The sequence below is a fragment of the Streptomyces sp. NPDC088246 genome (assembly GCF_044741025.1).
Lineage (GTDB): Bacteria > Actinomycetota > Actinomycetes > Streptomycetales > Streptomycetaceae > Streptomyces.
Map to the genome: position 1 here is coordinate 56,509 of NZ_JBIURV010000032.1, position 15,542 is coordinate 72,050.

The 15,542-nt window shown below is 69.4% G+C and carries 15 protein-coding genes and 2 pseudogenes; 6 read left to right on the forward strand and 11 right to left on the reverse strand.

From position 1 onward, the window contains the following. Positions 1–199: 199 nt before the first annotated feature. Positions 200–1,114, reverse strand: a complete 915-nt coding sequence (locus ACIPEK_RS33670; protein WP_402004020.1) for a hypothetical protein — start codon at positions 1,112–1,114, stop codon at positions 200–202. 91 nt (positions 1,115–1,205) lie between these two features. Here ACIPEK_RS33670 and ACIPEK_RS33675 point away from each other — a divergent pair, with 91 nt between their 5' ends. Continuing rightward, positions 1,206–1,499, forward strand: a complete 294-nt coding sequence (locus ACIPEK_RS33675; protein ID WP_402004022.1) for a hypothetical protein — start codon at positions 1,206–1,208, stop codon at positions 1,497–1,499. Positions 1,500–1,662: 163 nt separating this feature from the next. Then, entirely contained in the window at positions 1,663–2,751 is a 1,089-nt protein-coding gene (locus ACIPEK_RS33680; protein WP_402004025.1) for a Rieske 2Fe-2S domain-containing protein, read from the forward strand. Between the two features lie 99 nt (positions 2,752–2,850). On the opposite strand, the pseudogene ACIPEK_RS33685 reads toward ACIPEK_RS33680, so the two are convergent. Continuing rightward, a pseudogene (locus ACIPEK_RS33685) lies at positions 2,851–3,207 on the reverse strand (hypothetical protein); the annotation flags it as partial. 295 nt (positions 3,208–3,502) lie between these two features. Next, on the reverse strand, positions 3,503–3,772 hold the full coding sequence (locus tag ACIPEK_RS33690) for a helix-turn-helix domain-containing protein (RefSeq protein ID WP_114247546.1): 270 nt from the start codon (positions 3,770–3,772) through the stop codon (positions 3,503–3,505). Between the two features lie 41 nt (positions 3,773–3,813). Here ACIPEK_RS33690 and map point away from each other — a divergent pair, with 41 nt between their 5' ends. Next, on the forward strand, positions 3,814–4,581 hold the full coding sequence (gene map, locus ACIPEK_RS33695; RefSeq protein ID WP_402004028.1) for a type I methionyl aminopeptidase: 768 nt from the start codon (positions 3,814–3,816) through the stop codon (positions 4,579–4,581). A gap of 21 nt (positions 4,582–4,602) precedes the next feature. On the opposite strand, the gene ACIPEK_RS33700 is transcribed toward map, so the two are convergent. Then, entirely contained in the window at positions 4,603–5,358 is a 756-nt protein-coding gene (locus tag ACIPEK_RS33700; RefSeq protein ID WP_402004031.1) for a glycoside hydrolase family 75 protein, read from the reverse strand. Positions 5,359–5,506: 148 nt separating this feature from the next. Next, positions 5,507–7,315, reverse strand: coding sequence for a gamma-glutamyltransferase (ggt, locus tag ACIPEK_RS33705; RefSeq protein ID WP_402004034.1), 1,809 nt, complete (start codon positions 7,313–7,315; stop codon positions 5,507–5,509). Between the two features lie 285 nt (positions 7,316–7,600). Here ggt and ACIPEK_RS33710 point away from each other — a divergent pair, with 285 nt between their 5' ends. Beyond that, positions 7,601–8,155 (forward strand): hypothetical protein, encoded by a 555-nt coding sequence (locus tag ACIPEK_RS33710; RefSeq protein WP_402004037.1) that lies wholly within the window; start codon positions 7,601–7,603, stop codon positions 8,153–8,155. A gap of 59 nt (positions 8,156–8,214) precedes the next feature. Here ACIPEK_RS33710 and ACIPEK_RS33715 read toward each other — a convergent pair whose 3' ends face one another. After that, positions 8,215–8,376: a hypothetical protein gene (locus tag ACIPEK_RS33715; RefSeq protein WP_402004040.1), complete on the reverse strand. Its 162-nt coding sequence runs from the start codon at positions 8,374–8,376 to the stop codon at positions 8,215–8,217. Between the two features lie 419 nt (positions 8,377–8,795). On the opposite strand from ACIPEK_RS33715, the pseudogene ACIPEK_RS33720 reads away from it, so the two are divergent. Together ACIPEK_RS33720 and ACIPEK_RS33725 are read left to right on the forward strand one after the other, a co-directional pair. Further along, positions 8,796–9,036: pseudogene (locus tag ACIPEK_RS33720) on the forward strand (transposase); the annotation flags it as partial. A gap of 424 nt (positions 9,037–9,460) precedes the next feature. Continuing rightward, the gene (locus ACIPEK_RS33725; protein ID WP_402004096.1) at positions 9,461–9,793 is read left to right on the forward strand and encodes a hypothetical protein; all 333 of its coding nucleotides are present in this window, start codon (positions 9,461–9,463) and stop codon (positions 9,791–9,793) included. Positions 9,794–9,823: 30 nt separating this feature from the next. On the opposite strand, the gene ACIPEK_RS33730 is transcribed toward ACIPEK_RS33725, so the two are convergent. The 5 genes from ACIPEK_RS33730 to ACIPEK_RS33750 form a co-directional block, all read right to left on the reverse strand. After that, on the reverse strand, positions 9,824–10,348 hold the full coding sequence (locus ACIPEK_RS33730; RefSeq protein ID WP_402004043.1) for a hypothetical protein: 525 nt from the start codon (positions 10,346–10,348) through the stop codon (positions 9,824–9,826). Continuing rightward, positions 10,345–11,781, reverse strand: coding sequence for an ATP-binding protein (locus ACIPEK_RS33735; protein WP_402004045.1), 1,437 nt, complete (start codon positions 11,779–11,781; stop codon positions 10,345–10,347). Before ACIPEK_RS33735 ends, ACIPEK_RS33730 begins: the two co-directional genes overlap by 4 nt. Then, positions 11,778–12,461, reverse strand: a complete 684-nt coding sequence (locus ACIPEK_RS33740; protein ID WP_383076605.1) for a response regulator — start codon at positions 12,459–12,461, stop codon at positions 11,778–11,780. The genes ACIPEK_RS33735 and ACIPEK_RS33740 overlap by 4 nt, the downstream gene beginning before the upstream one ends. 64 nt (positions 12,462–12,525) lie before the next feature. Then, positions 12,526–14,190: a murein biosynthesis integral membrane protein MurJ gene (gene murJ, locus ACIPEK_RS33745; RefSeq protein WP_402004048.1), complete on the reverse strand. Its 1,665-nt coding sequence runs from the start codon at positions 14,188–14,190 to the stop codon at positions 12,526–12,528. Then, on the reverse strand, positions 14,187–15,353 hold the full coding sequence (locus ACIPEK_RS33750) for a lipid II:glycine glycyltransferase FemX (RefSeq protein ID WP_402004051.1): 1,167 nt from the start codon (positions 15,351–15,353) through the stop codon (positions 14,187–14,189). Before ACIPEK_RS33750 ends, murJ begins: the two co-directional genes overlap by 4 nt. Positions 15,354–15,542 lie beyond the last annotated feature (189 nt).

Consider the following 15,542-nt stretch of genomic DNA (forward strand, 5'->3'; position numbering starts at 1 on the left):
TCCCGCCCGGCCCGAAGGCCGGGACTCCCTGCGAAGATCAGGGATGGAGCGCCAACGAAACCTGCTGCACCCTCCGGATCGCGCCCGGCTACCCGGGCCCCGCGGAGCTGGAGCAGGCGATCGGGGGCTCGCCGTCTGCGTCCGGCTCGTGGGGTGCGAGCAGCGGGCGCGCTGACGCCTTTCCTTCGGAAAGGGCGCGTCACTGCTCCGAACCGGGGAGCTGCCAGTCGAAGGGAAACAGATCCATCTGCCACCCCGGCGCTTCGGCCAATGTGCCGACAGCCTCGGGTACCCGCAGAAGGCAGCGGTGACGCAGTAGTTCACGTCGCTCGCCGGGGGTCAACAGCCTCTCCTCCGGGCTGAGGCTCTTGGGGTGATCCGGACCGAGGTCCTCGGAGCCGTCGATGTCGACGCCTCCCGTCGCATTGAGTCGCCGGGATGTCGGCGTCCGGTAGTCGAGACGAAAATCGGTGGCCCACTGCGAATTGTGACCCCAGCCGTGCGACAGGTCGACTGTCGGCCGGTGGCGTCGCAGGTACGTCCAGTACAGCGGGGACCGGTCGGCCACGCCTCGCTGTGCATGGTTGGCTCCGGCGCGGACACGGACTCCGGCCCGGCTGAAGAGCAGTTGTCCGAGCATCAGGCCCGGCCAGACGACCTGGGTGATCTGAATCGCGGCGCGCGGGTCGTCGGCTTCCTCGACGTCGACGATTTCATGGAGGAACGGGTCGAAGACGGTGTCGTCGAACGGTGTCATGCCCAGCGCGGTGAACAAGTCGAGGTACTCGTGCTGTGAGAGCACCGGCCCTTGGCCCAGCGGATCGTATCTGTTGGCCCACGGCCACTCGGGCACCTCGTCAGCAGGAGGCTGGAAGGCGAGAAGGAGCAGATCGCTGACGCGGCTGAGAGCGTAGAGCTCTTGCAGCAGGTACTCGTTCCCCTGAGGTCCCTCCTCGGACCACCAGGCCCCGTCTCCGGCTGCAGTCGCGAGCGAGGCTCTGTAATCGCCCCGGGCCCGATCGAGCCACGGCGCTACGATCACGTCATGGGCGTCCGCCCCGTCGTGGTCACACAATGCCTCGTAGAGTTCACGGGCATCCACCTCAGCGTCCATGTGCGGAGGCTACTTGCGATCTGCGGAGGTGATCGACGGATTTTGCGGCATGCCACCGTCAGTCGGCCGCCGGCGCGGCCGGCGTCGCGGCATGGACAGCGAGATCACGACCACGGTCGGAAGACAGCTCTACTCCTTCGACGGCCGCGTGCTGGAGGTCTTCGGCGGCAACGCCGTCCGCTTCCACGTGCGCCATATGCACCTCTGTGTCAAGGGCCCGGACCGCAAGGGGGCCAGGATCGTGGAGATCTGCCATGGCCGCCCGGAAGCACCGGGTGTGCGCCACATGTGGAAGTACTCCGCTGTGGAGTGGGATGACCTGCCCGGCCTGGCCCGACTGCTGGACGTGGTGCAGGCGGCCATCGACTCCGCGGCGGAGCGGTAGGCGGAGACCCTCTGCGTCACCGAGCGGGCTGCATGGACCGTGTCATCACGTACGCCGTCAACATCTTTCGCCTCCCTTCCCGTTCGGGTGATGTGCGGAGTGTCGGGAGGATCTCGGAGCGGTCTGGGCAGTCTCCGGGAGACCGATCCTGAGAGGGGAAGTGGTGGGACTGTCACGCGAGTACGGGCGCGCCATCAGTGAGGGGCCGACGCCGGCCGATGCTGCGGGGGCGCTCGCCCTGCCCTGTCCGAGCGGCTGGTCCGCGCTGGCCTTCTCCGAGGAGCTGCGGCCGGGCGCTGTGCTCACCCGGCCTTTGGCGGGGCAGGACGTGGTGCTGTACCGGCTCGGTACCGGGGCGGTCCGCGCCATCCGTCCGTACTGTCCGCACCTCGGCGCCCATCTCGGTCTGGCGAAGGTCGACGGGGACGATCTCGTATGTCCCTTCCATTTCTTCGCGTTCGGTCCCGACGGCACGTGCGTGCGGACGGGATACGACACAAAGCCGCCGAGGTCGCCGTTGGCGCAACTGCCGGTGCACGAGGTCAACGGTGCTGTCTTCGTCTGGCGGCACCACGACGGCCGGGAACCGGACTGGTTCATCCCCGACTGGCACGAGATCGGCCACCGGCCTGCCCGTCACGCCGCCTGGGAACTGGCCGGCAATGTCCAGGAAGTCATCGAGAACTCGGTGGACCTCGGGCATTTCGCCACCTTGCACGGCTGGGCCAAAGCCGAGATCGGCGGGCCTGTCGTCTACGACGATGCCGCGTTCCACGTGTCCATGCGGGCTCATGAGTCGGCGCCGCTGCTGGGAAACTTCGTCGTCGAGGTGGAGGTGGACGGCTACGGACTCGGTTGCCTGCACGCGGATGTGTACACGCCTCGGATCGGGCTTCGAATGTGCACGATGGTGATGCCCACGGCGATCGCGCCCAACCGGATGCAGTTCCGGCAGAGGAACCGCATCGCCTTTGCGGAACCGGCCCTGCTGCCGGCCCCGCTCGCACGGGTGGTGAGCCGGACCGCCGCCCGGCTGCTGGACCGCGCCGTCTTCCGTTCCAGTTGCGAGTTCACCGCCGCCGACTTTCCGATCTGGAATCACAAGCAGTACCAGCAGCCGCCCCGGCTCGCTCCCGGTGACGGGCCGATCGGCCCGTTCCGGCGCTGGGCCCGGCGCTTCTATCCACCGGACGAGATCGGGGGGCCGCGGCTCGAGCACAGCGGGCGAAGCGACGGAGCTGAAGTGCCGTGACTGTTCCGGAACCGACGGTCCTCCGGATGTGGCAGCCATTCGGCTCTCGCCCATTTCAAGATCCCTCAGCCGAGACCTGCATCACCCGTCCACAACCACCAGGCGCTGGGCCGCATACGTCTGCTCCCGCAGCATCAGCTCCAGCCGTTCGACGAGCACCTGTCGTCCGCCTGGCCGTCGGTCATGGGCGGCCACCGAGGCGGAGTAGAGCTCGGCGGCCCGTACCGACTCACGCTGTGCGTACGCTGTGCCGCGCACGGCCGCCAGGTCCTGGAAGAGCGACTCCATCACGTCCCAGGGCGGAATCTCGGCGCCGTCGAGACAGGCGCGCATCCCTGCGGGATCTCGTCGGCAGAAGGCGCCGTACCAGCCGCTCCCGGGGTCCAGAAGCGCCACCGGATCCTGTAGGTATTGCGTGACCTCCCGTACTTCCTCAGCACCTTGATGCACCGTCATCGTTGCCCTCACCAACGTCGACTGGAGCATTCCGGTCCGCAGGGATTCGACCCCAGCCGTGTTACGGCACGGCTACGCGCGCTTTTCGACTGCGGTGCGGTCCAAGCACGGTGCGGCGCACACCCCCCTTTGAGCACCCCTGCGTGAAAACGCGTCCCGGTGGCGGCCCGGTCCGAGTCGAGCCCGTAGTCCTAGCGGGCCCGGTACGGCTGGATGCGGGGCAGGCAGCCGGGGCCATCGACAGCCCGCGCCACCGCCGCCAGGTCCCATCCGGCGGGCCGTGGCCTGACTGGCCCTACCCGGCCAGCGGCACCACATCCGGCTCCGGGGCGCAGCGGGTGAGCAGTTCGTCCATCGAGAGTCCGAGCGCCCCGGCCAGCGCCGCAACGGTGAAGAAGGCGGGAGTCGGGGCGCGGCCCGTCTCGATCTTGCGCAGCGTCTCGGCGGAGATTCCGGCGCTCGCCGCGATCTCGACCATGCTGCGCCCGCCGCGCGCCTCGCGGAGCAGCGCTCCGAGGCGTTCGCCGCGGCGGCGCTCTTCCGGGGTCAGGGGCGTTCGTACCATGCCGTCATTCTAATACCGCTGCGACCGGTATAGTAATTGGCATGGTGCAGCTCAAGACAGACACATCCATCGAAGCGATGCGCGAGACCGGCCGGGTCGTGGCGCAACTGCTGACGGCCGTACGGGAAGCAGCGGCGGTCGGCGTCTCATTGCGCGAACTCGACGAGGTGGCCCGCGGGGTCCTCCGCGAGGCGGGCGCCGGGTCGCCGTTCCTGAACTACCGGCCGCATTTCGCCCCCACTCCGTTCCCCGCCGTGATCTGCGCGTCGGTCAACGACGCGATCGTGCACGGCATCCCGACCGATCAGCGGCTGCGCGACGGCGATCTGGTGAGCATCGACGCGGGCGCGACGCTCGATGGCTGGGCGGGCGATTCGGCGATCAGTTTCACCGTCGGGCGCGCCCGGCCGGCGGACACCCGTCTGATCGACACGGCCTTCGCGGCGCTGGAGGCGGGGATCGCGGCGGCGGCCGTCGGCAACCGGATCGGCGACATCGCACATGCGATCGGCACGGTGTGCCGCAGTGCTGGTTACGGCATTCCGGAGGGGTTCGGCGGCCACGGTGTGGGCCGGTCGATGCACGAGGACCCGGCCGTCCCCAACGAGGGACGACCGGGTCGCGGCATGCCGTTGCGGCACGGAATGGTGCTGGCGATCGAGCCGATGCTGATCGGCAGCGGCAAGGACTCTTTCCATCCGGACCGGGACGGCTGGACGTTGCGTACGTCCGACGGCAGCCGGGCTGCGCACGCCGAGCACACGGTGGCGATCACCGACGACGGTCCGCGCATCCTGACCGCGCTGTGATCAACCTCCCCTCACGTTCGTCTAGTTGTTCTGGATGAACTGCTTGGCGAGGGCCTCACCGGCGGTGACGGCGGCGCTGTGGCTTTCGATCGGCGACACCTTGGAGTTCGTGAACAGGATGTAGGTGACGCCGGATTCGGCGCCGCCGGTCTCCGGGTCGGGGTCGATGCCGAGCGCCTTGGCGGTGGCGTACGAGGCCTCACCGATGATCTTGTTGGGGCCGGTGTCACCGACGACGGCGTACTCGACCTTGTTGTTGTAGATGACGGCGACGACGCCACCGCCCTTGATTCCCGCGTTGCTGTAGTTCCAGATGCTGCTGCTGCTCGGCACGACGACATACGGCAGCTTCTCGGCGTTCAGCGGCTTGTCGCCGGAGGTGTGGAACGCCGTGTCGTCCTGGAACCACGGGTCGGTGTTCTCGTTGCAGGCGGTGGTGACCTGGCCGTCGCAGTCGATGTCCATGTCGGCCTTCCAGAACACGGCACCATTCTTGCCGCAGACCGGCACCGTCGCCGAAGTCTCCTCGTCCGTTCGGTACTTGCCGTTGGAGATCTGCGAACACGAGGTGACCTCGGCCAGCAGATCGGCCGCGCTGACGGAGCCCTCCTTGATACCGGCCCCGGCCCGGCCGACGCCGCCCGACTCCGCCCGGGGCGCGGCGGCAGTGGCGACGGCACCCGAGGCCGGGCGGGCCTGGGCGGCGGGCGTCAGCGTGGCGGCCGAGAGCAGGGCGGCGCCGGAGGCAGCGGCGAGGGCGAGCGTTCGAGTACGCACAGTGGGGGTGCCCTTCTATTAGGAAACTTTCCTTACCGACGCGGCCAAGATGGACCCGCAGCCATGTCCCCGTCAAGACTGCGGGGGCTGGTTCCTCGTGAGACTTCACGAGGAACCAGCCTTTTCTCATAGGGCTATTGACGCATCGTCATGGCCGTCCGCCCGGCTTCACGACCATGGCCGAGCCCCCACCCCGGCGCACCTTCTCCGCAGCCGCCAGCCACCGTCCGTCCGGCAGCCGCTGCACACCTGTCGCCGCCCCGATCTCCGGGTTCAGCTTGAAGACATGCCCCAGCGACTCCAGTTCCGCCCGCACGGGGCTGTTCCACAGCCCCGGTTCGAGCTCTGTCGTCGCCGAGTTGCGCTGGCTGGCGCGCGGCGCCGCGATGGCGTCGACCAGCGGAAGCCCCCGGTCGACCTTGCCGATGAGCGACTGCAGCACGGTCGTGATGATCGTGGCGCCACCCGGCGAGCCCAGGGCCAGCACCGGCTCACCGTGCTTCAGCACGATCGTCGGCGAGATGGACGAGCGCGGACGCTTGCCCGGACCCGGCAGATTCGGGTCGTGGACCGCCGGACTGGCGGGCGCGAACGAGAAGTCGGTCAGTTCGTTGTTGAGCAGATAGCCGCGCCCCGGCACGGTGATGCCGCTGCCGCCGGTCTGCTCGATCGTCAGCGTGTACGCGACGACATTGCCCCACTTGTCGGCCGTCGTCAGATGTGTGGTGTTCTCCCCCTCGTACGTCGTCGGCGCGGCCGTGCCACCGGCCTTGCAGTCGGCCGGGTGGCCGGGGTCTCCCGGCGCGAGCGGGCTGGTGAGCACCGCGTCATCCTTGATCAGGCATTCCCGCGAGTCGGCGAACCGCTGGCTGAGGAGCCCCTGCGTCGGTACGTCCTCGAACGCGGGGTCGCCGACCCATCGCCCGCGGTCCGCGAAGGCGATCCGGCTCGCCTCGATGTAGCGGTGCAGATACTGCGCCTCGCTCGCCTTCGAGAGGTCTGTGGATTCAAGGATGTTGAGCGCCTCGCCGACACTCGTACCGCCGGACGAGGAGGGTGCCATGCCGTACACGTCGAGGCCGCGGTAGCCGACCTTCGTCGGAGCCTGCCGCAGCGCCCGGTAGGACCGCAGGTCCTTGGCGGTGAGGTCGCCGGGACGCACGATTCGGGTGGCCTTCGGGTCCACGGGCGGGTTGCGTACGGTCCGTACGACGTCGTCGGCCAGCTCGCCCTTGTACAGCTCGTCGATGCCCTTGCGGCCCACCTGTTCGTACGTACGCGCCAGATCGGGGTTCTTGAAGACCGAGCCGACCACCGGCAGTTGACCGCCCGGAAGGAAGAGCTTGCTGCTCGCCGGGAAGTCGGCGAACCTGGCCTGATTCCCCTCGGTCTGCGAGCGGAACGTGCTGTCGACGACGAAGCCGTCCCTGGCGAGCCGCTCGGCCGGCTCCAGCACCTGCCGCAGCGACTTGCTGCCCCAGGTGTCGAGCGCGGTGTCCCACGTGGCCGGGGTGCCGGGGGTGCCCACGCCCAGTCCACTGGTGACCGCGTCGTCGAAGGCGAGCGGCTTGCCGTTCTCCAGGAACAGCGAGGAGTCCGCGCTGCGCGGTGCGGTCTCCCGGCCGTCGATCGTCTCCACGGTGTGCTTCCTGGCGTCGTAGTAGACGAAGTAGCCGCCACCGCCGAGACCTGACGAGTAGGGCTCGGTGACACCGAGCGCCGCCGCGGTCGCCACCGCGGCGTCCACCGCGTTGCCGCCCTTGCGGAGCACCTCGATACCGGCGGCCGAGGCATCCGCGTCGACGCTGGCGACCGCCCCTCCGTAACCCACCGCGACAGGCGACTTGGGCGGTGGTGCGGCCGGTGGTGCAGACGAGGACGGGGCGGCTGCCACAACCGTGACGACAGCGGCGAAAACAACCGGTAACGACACATTCCGCGCGACGAGACGTCGCATGCGCACCTCCAGTGAAGGATTGTCCGCCGCAGGGTAACGCCGCCGCGCCCACCTCGTCAGGACCGCCGTGAACCCGGGGCCGATCGCCCGCTGACATGCCCGCCCATGGCTACGGCACCGCAAGACCTGACGTGGGCGACTGCTTATAGATTGATCGAATGAGCGATCAACACGGTTCAGGTCTACGGTGGATCGGCGAGCACGCCTATCAGGACGCGAAAGGCCGTGTGCCGGGGATGCTTCGCGGCATTTCCCTGACGGCTGCCAGCGGCGTGGACGGAAGAGTTGCTCGTCCGGCTCGGCGCAGATCCTGAGCAGCTCGAATGCGGGGACCTGTACAAGGAGCGCCACGAGCTCGCTTTGCCCCCGGACATGGGGTACTTCAGCCGCGCCATGTACGGCACATGCGGCGGCTGGCTGTACATCCTGGAGGACGCGTGGGCCGCCACCTGGTCCCTCGGCTACCGCGAGGTACCGGAGATGGATCCCCTCGTCGGCGAGGAGATCATCTGTCTCACCCTGAATCTCGGACCGGGCCCCTCCCGGATCCTGCACGCGCCGGGCGACGACGGCCGAACTTGGCAGGCCGAGTTCGCCGAGAGCACCGGCCGGAACTCGAAACTCGACGCCGCCCTGCATGCTGCCGGGGCCGTCTTCCCCACCGCCTACGACGGCGTGCACACCCAGGAGGAGGCGTCGCGGTACTTCGAGGAGCACCACCGCGACATCCCGGCCTGCGTGTTCGCCGGCGTAGGCGACTACTGCGGCCTCGCGATCGACCGTGCCGCGGTGGAAGCCGGAACGCTTCCGCTCGTCCTGCTGCCGGTCCCGCAGCTCTGAGACGCGAAACGGCGAGGGCACCCAGGGAGGAGCCCATGCCGGCTGCTGTCCGGTGACGGCTATTTCGCGGTCATTGTGCAGATCACCGGGGAGCGCTGGCCCGTCTCGCGCGAGCAGGCCCAGGCGCCGAGCCTCTGCGGTACCCGGAGTTCGCGCTGTGGTGTGGCACCGGGCTCGCCGACGGCCGGCACACCCGCTTCCGGTCCGTTGTCGCGGTCCACGGCCACCTGCACATACCCCGGACGACAACCTATGAGGGTGTCCGGTTCGAAGAAGTGTCCCTGGGTTGTCCGCGGGAATGGGGGCAGCGCGGCACGGCCCCCCAGCCGATGCGGCGGATCCTCCGGCCGACGGTCCGACCCGCAAGGTTCACATCGTCTGCGAGACATCGCCACCCACCACAACAAACGCCCGGACCGCCACCTCGCCGCCATCGCCCGGGCGAGCACCTGCAATTGGCTCGACACGTGATCCGCAATACGTGGACCGCCTCACCACGATGGCGGGATGAATCTTCTGGTTCTCGGCGGTACGGCCTGGGTTGGGCGCGAGGTCGACGTGACGTACTCCCCTAGTAGGGCTTGGTCAGGTCGGTGTTGGTGGTCCGTGTCCTGTGGGTTCAGTGTGTCGTTGATGGAGTGTGACTCCGGAAGACATTGCGTCTGTGCGTGGCGAGTTGGAGGACCTTGCGGCAGAGGTCTTCGAGCCGTTCGCGTGATGATCAGCGTCGGTGGGGGCAGGTCTACCTGCGCGGGCCGCTGACCGGCGGTCAGCGCAAGTCCGTCGAGCCGATGGCTGCCCGGCTGGGCGAGGACGGCAACCGACAGGCGCTGGCCCACTTCCTCACCGCCAGCCCTTGGGATCCGGCGCATGTGCGGGCCGGTGAACGCGGCGGCGAGCTCGGCCGCCCGCTCGTCGGCCTCCCCCGTCGGCATACCGGTGAGGTCCGTCTCGTCCACCTCGACAGGTCCGGGCTCGGTGACGACCTGCTCCAGCTGCCCGTCGCGGGCCCGCAAAACCGTACGCAGCGCGGGCTGCCGCCGTACCAGTTCGGTCAGTGCCCGGCCCAGGGCCGCCGCCCCACGCCCGCATCCCGACGAGACGGGCATTCCGGGTGCTCGGATACTTGCCGACATGGGCGGCCTCGCGAAGGTCGCCCCGACCTGGACCAGGCTTCGGGATACACATCGCACGGAACCTGTCGCCCGGTGAGCCCGCGCCGCGTAGCGTCCTGGAGGCGGGCCGCCCTGGCGCCGCGGCCCACACCTGGACACGAGATTCCGGCAGCACAGCCTCCTGCGCAAAGTGCGTGACGAACACAACGGTGGTGCCGGCGGGGTCGACCAGGCAACGGACCTCTTCCTGCAGCCGTTCACGTGTGAGGGAGTCGAGCAGCGCAAACGGTGCGCGCACGACTCATCTGCTCGCGCCGTACGCCAGGCGGGGGTACTCACTGCCGCACCAGCAGTTGCCGTTGCTCATGGCTCCTCCGCTCTCAACAACACCTTCTGCCTGCTGCTGAAGGTGGTCAACTCGCAGGCGCACGGGCCCGATGTGGTGGAAATCGTCGCCGATGTGACACGGGCCGCGCGGACCCCCGTACCCGCACCGCGCAACTCGCACCGGGTGACGGGCTGAGCCTCTGTCGCGAAGGCAGGAAGCCGGCAGTCAGACGGAGCAGTGGGCCGGCCCGATGACACCATCGGTTCCGGTCACCTTCACCGCCGCGCCCCGGTGCGCGGTGCGGGCCTGCGCGGCCGTGCAGATCAGCTGCTGCCGGGCGACCTCGGAGAGTTCCGTGACGGCGGTGTTCACCCGGACCGACACACCCTCCGGCCCCAGAGTCAGACTCAACACGGCTCGAATTTTGGGAAGTTCGGTACGCAGGCCCGCCTCGATCTCGGACCTGGTGGGCCCGTCGAAGAGCATGGCGACCGCCTTGTCGGAGCCACGCCAAACATGCCCCGCGCCCGAGGAGTCGCCTTCCACCGGCAGGGCGAACGGCCGTACGACGGGCATCAGCCGGTTCGCGGACGACGAGGACACGAAGTAGAGCAGGGTGCCCTGGCTCCCCGGCGCCACATCCACGGTCGCCGGATCGCCGACCTCGACGACATCTGTCGCTTGTATCCCGCACCCGTTCGCCAGCAGCACGAGAGGCAGCAGGGCGCCGAACACGCGTACGCGTCTCACTGCCCCTCCTGCGGTAGCTCCACGGTCAGGACCGCGCCGCCCGCGGGCCCGTTGGCGGCGCGCACGATGCCGCCGTGCAGCCGTACGTTCTCCTGGGTGATCGCCAGGCCGAGACCGCTGCCCGCCGACCGGGTGCGGGCCGCGTCGGCCTTGTAGAACCGGTCGAAGATATGCGGCAGCACGGCGGCGTCGATCCCCGGCCCGCTGTCCGCGACTTCGGTCACCAGCCAGCGGTCCGCGCCCCGCCGCTCGGTCCGCAGCCGTACGGTGACGGGCTGCGCACCGTGCCGCAGGGCGTTGCCGACCAGGTTGGCAACGACGATGTCGAAGCGGCGCGGATCGAGCATCGCCCGTATCCCGTACGGCAGTTCGGTGCGGACCCGGTCCTCCCAGTGCCTGCCCTGCAGGGTCTTGCGGATCGTCTCGGCGACGTCGACCTCGTCCAGGTGGAGATCCGCGGCCTTCGCGTCGAAGCGGGAGATCTCCATCAGATCCTCGACGAGGGTGGCGAGCTTCCCGGTCTCGGCGCTGATCAGCCGGACGGCCGCCGCGGTGTCGGCGTTCAGCTGGGCGGCGTCCTCGTCGAGCACCTCGGTGACGGCGAGCATCCCGGCGAGCGGGGTGCGCAGCTCGTGCGAGACGTCCGAGGCGAACCGTCTGGCCCGCGCCTCTGCCCGCTGGAGCTCCTCCACCGACTCCTGGAGCTTGGTCGACGACTCGTTGAACGTCCAGGCGAGTTCGGCGAGTTCGTCGGAGCCCCTGACCTCGATACGGGTGTCGAGCTCGCCCCGGCCGATGCCGGCGGCGGCCCGCCGCAGATCGCGTACCGGGCGCAGCACGCTGCGGGCGGCGAGCAGGGCGGGCACCAGCGCGATCAGGAGGGCGGGAAGGGCGCCGTCACGGGCCGCGGTGACCATGGCGTTGACATTGGCCTCCTCGGTGGAGAGCGGCATCACGGCGTAGAGGACGAGCCCGGTGGGCTGGCGTCCGTCGCCCCGGTCGAAGACTGCGGGCATCCCGATGGTCAGCCAGGGATCGCCGTTCTTGACGACCCGTTGGAAGGAGCCGTGCGCGTCTCCACGTGCGGCGTCGCGCAGTGCGGGCGTGATCACGCCGGAGGTGGGCTGATCCGTCGAGGAGACCCGGGTCTTCCCGTACTCGGCGAAGACTCTCCAGGTGTGCGGCTTGCCCTCCCTGGCGAGGGTCTGGCAGGTCCGCCGCAGCTGCTCCGGATCCACCGGAAGGGTCACCGCCTGTGCGGCGATCCGGTCGCGGAACTGGGCGACGGCCGTGTCCTGCGCCTGCTGGAGGATGGCGGAGCGGGCCTCCCGGTAGGTCAGGGTCGCGGTAGTGACGACGCTGATCGCCGCGACCAGGAGGAAGGCGCCTATGAGACGGGTCCGCAGTCCGAACCGTGCGGCGAAGAGCTTCATGCGAGCGGTCCGAAGCGGTAGCCGAAACCGCGGACGGTCTGGATGTAGCGCGGGCTGCCGGCCACGTCCTCGATCTTCTGCCTGAGGCGCCGCACACAGGCGTCGACCAGGCGCGCGTCTCCGTGGTAGCTGTGCTCCCAGACGTATTCGAGGAGCTGCTGCCTGCTGAAGACCTGCTCGGGCGAGGCCGAGAGGTGGAGCAGCAGCTTCAGTTCGGAGGGCGCGAGCAGGATGCGCTGCCCCGCCTTGGCGACAAAGAGCCCGGCGCGGTCGACGGCCAGTTCGCCGTGGAATTCGATGCCGCCGCGCCCCGCGGGTTCGGCGAGCCTGCGCAGTACGGCGCGGATTCGGGCCTCTATCACTTCGGTACGGGCGGGCTTGACGATGTAGTCGTCGGCGCCGGCCTCCAGCCCGACGACCACGTCGAAGTCGTCACCGCGCGCCGTGAGCATGATGATCGGCAGCTGGCTGGTCTCCCGTATCAGGCGGCAGACCTGGACCCCGTTCATTCCGGGGAGCATCAGGTCGAGGAGTACCAGATCGGGCCGGAACTCGCCCAGCGCGGCGAGCCCCTCCTCACCTGTTTCGACGGCCCGCAGCTCATGACCGCGCCGCCGCAGCCCCAGCTCGACCCCTTCCCGTACGGAGGGGTCGTCTTCGATCAGCAACACGCGAGGCATGGCAGCAGTATCCCAGCGATCAAGGAATGGACTCGAACCGGTGGCCGGACTGTGCGCCGGGGGCTCACGCCCGCCGCAGCCGCCCCCGGGCCGCCGCGATCACGGCGCTGACCTCCCGCAGCCGCAACGGCCGTGCCAGCAGCGCCACCGTGAGCAGGAGTACGACAGCGCCCGCCCCCACCGCGGCGAAGTCCCCCGACCCCTCGCAGGCGCGAGCGGCCAGGTATCCCAGCAGCCCGGCGGGCACACACGCCACCACCAGCCGCAGCTGCGCCCACAGCCCGGGCGAACGCATCAGTGAGGGCCGGGCGGCATCGCTGCCGGAAACCCTGCGGTGCAGTACATACACGGTGAGGCCGAAGCCCGCGAACAGCGCCACCGAGTACGCCCCGGCCATCCCGGTCACGGCCCAGCGGACCGGCAGCAGCAGATACGCGGCAATCGAGAGCCCGGCATTGAGCGCCGCGATCACCAGATTGAGGAGGAACGGGGTGCGGGTGTCGCTCATCGCGTAGAATGCGCGGGAGAGCACGTACTGCCCGGAGTAGGCGATCAGCCCCGGCGCGAACGCCATCATCATCCCCGCCATCACGGCAATGTCCGCGTCGCCGGTGCGCCCGTATCCGTACACGGCCCCCATCACCCACGGTGCCAGCGCGAACAGCAGGGCGACCGCGGGAACCACGACCGCGGCCGAGGCGCGCAGGGCGTACGAGACATCGCGCCGGACACCCGTCAGGTCGTTGTCGGCCGCCGCCCGGCTCATCCGGGGCATCAGCGCGGTGACGAGCGAGACGGTCACGATGCCGTGCGGCACCACCCACAGCTGAAAGGCGTAGCTGTACGCGGTGTAGCCGACGCCGCCCGGCACATGCTGTTCCACGGCGTGCTGACCGGTGGCGGTGGAGAGCCGGGTGACCACCCAGTAGGCGATCTGGTTGGTAGCCACGAGCATGACGAGCCAGCCGGCCGCGCGCAGCGGCCGGGTGAGTCCACTGCCCCGCCAGTCGAACCGCGGCCGCCAGCGGAATTTCGCGGCGCGCAGCGCGGGCACCAGGGCGAGCGTCTGCACCGCGATCCCGGCGGTCGTCCCCCAGCCGAGCCACTGGGCCTGTGTCGGGGTCAACGTACCGTCGGAACCTGCCGCGACGGTCAGATAGATCCCGAACACCGCAATGATCACCACGTTGTTGAGGACCGGGGTCCACATCATCGCGCCGAACCGGTCGCGGGCGTTGAGCACTTGACCGAGGAGGGTGAACAGTCCGTAGAAGAGGATCTGTGGCAGGCAGTAGCGGGCCAGGGCGATGGTGAGATCGGCCTGTTCGCCGTGGTAGTCGGGGGCGTAGACCGAGACGATCCACGGGGCGCCGACGACCGTGAGCGCGGTGAGGGCGAGGAGCCCGATCGTGCAGATCGTGAGCAGCCGGTCGGTGTACGCGGCGCCGCCGTCGGCATGGTTCCTGGCGGCCCGCACCAGCTCGGGGACGAAGACGGCGTTGAGCGCGCCGCCGATGAGCAGGGTGTAGAGGATGTTGGGCACCGTGTTGGCGACGGTGTACCCGTCCGCCTGGAGTCCGGTGCCGAGCGCGGCGACGACGACCGCCGAGCGTACGAAACCGGTCGCCCGGGAGACGATGGAGCCGGACGCCATGACGGCGCCGCTGCGCAGCACCGAGCCGGACTTGCGCTCTGCGGCCTTCGCGGAGGCCGCCTCGGTGGCCGTCATCGGCGCGCCAGGTACGCCTGGAACGCCCGGTACAAGGTGTTGTTGGCAGCTCCACCCACCGATGTCTCCCACTCTCCGAGGGTCTCGACGACCTGGCCTCCGGTGCCGAGCTTCCAACGGAGCAGCCCGAAGGGACGGTCGTCGGGGTCAAGGGTGGAGGGTACCCCGCGCATGTCGTGCACATCGGCACCGAGCTCATGGGCGTCGAGCATCATCTTCCACTGCAGCGCGTTGCTGGGGCGGACCTCGCGGCGGTGGTCGGCGGAGGCGCCGGTCTGGTACCAGACCCGCCGGCCGGTGCTGATCATGGTGTGGGCGGCCAGGATCTCGCCCTGATGGACGGCCAGATAGAGCTTCATCCGGCCGGGGTGTTCGGCGTTGAGTACGGCGTACTGCTGCTGGTAGTACGCAAGGGAGCGGCCGAGCCGGAAGCCGTCGCGCTCCTCGGTGATCCGCAGCAGGCGGTGGAATTCGGGCAGTTCGGCCGCGCCGCCAATGACGATCCGCACCCCGGCCTGCTGGGCCTTGCGTACATTGCGGCGCCACTCCTGGTTGAGTCCCGACCACAGTTCGTCGGGGGTCCGTCCGGCGAGCGGCACCTGGAAGACATAGCGCGGCTGTGCGTCGGCGTCCCCTCCCCCGTCGCCGCCGCAGCGGCGCCAGCCGCGGGCCCGGAGCCGTTCGGCGACGGCCGTGCCGAGCGGGTCCACCTCCGTCGCGAGTACGTCGCCGACCTTGCGGCCGGGGCCGGTTGCGGCTTTCAGGCGGGCGGTGTCCCAGCGGCGGTACGCCGGCGAGGGGCCGATCCGTACGGCGAAGGCACCGGACTTCCGCAGGTGCGCCATGAGTGGCCGCAGCCAGCGGTCGATGTCGGGGTCGGCCCAGTCGGCGACCGGCCCCTCGGGCAGGTAGGCGAAGTATTTACGGGTTCCCGGGAATTGCCGGTAGAGCACCAGCGCGGCCCCGGCCGGTTCACCCGAGTCGCTGTGCCAGCCGACCATTTCGGAGGTCCATTGGTCCTTCACCGAGGCCCAGGACGGATACTGCAGAAAGCTTGCATCCGTACGGGTGGACACGAAGGCCCGGTGCTCGGCGGCGGTCAGGCTGCGTATCCGTAGCTCGTGGTCATGGCTGCGGTCTTTGGTCGCGAGCAGCGCTGACATGTTCGTGGCCCTCCCTGGTCCGCCCCGTTGCCGGCTCTGCGGGGCTGCACAGGATGCTCACAGCGGTCCGTGACGGAGCCGAGCGGCGAATGTGACCGGACGATGACCGTTGCGCTGCGGTCCATGTCACACAGGGGATTTCCCGGTTTTCGGCCGATTTGCGGAACCTATCGTCGGATGAATGCCTCT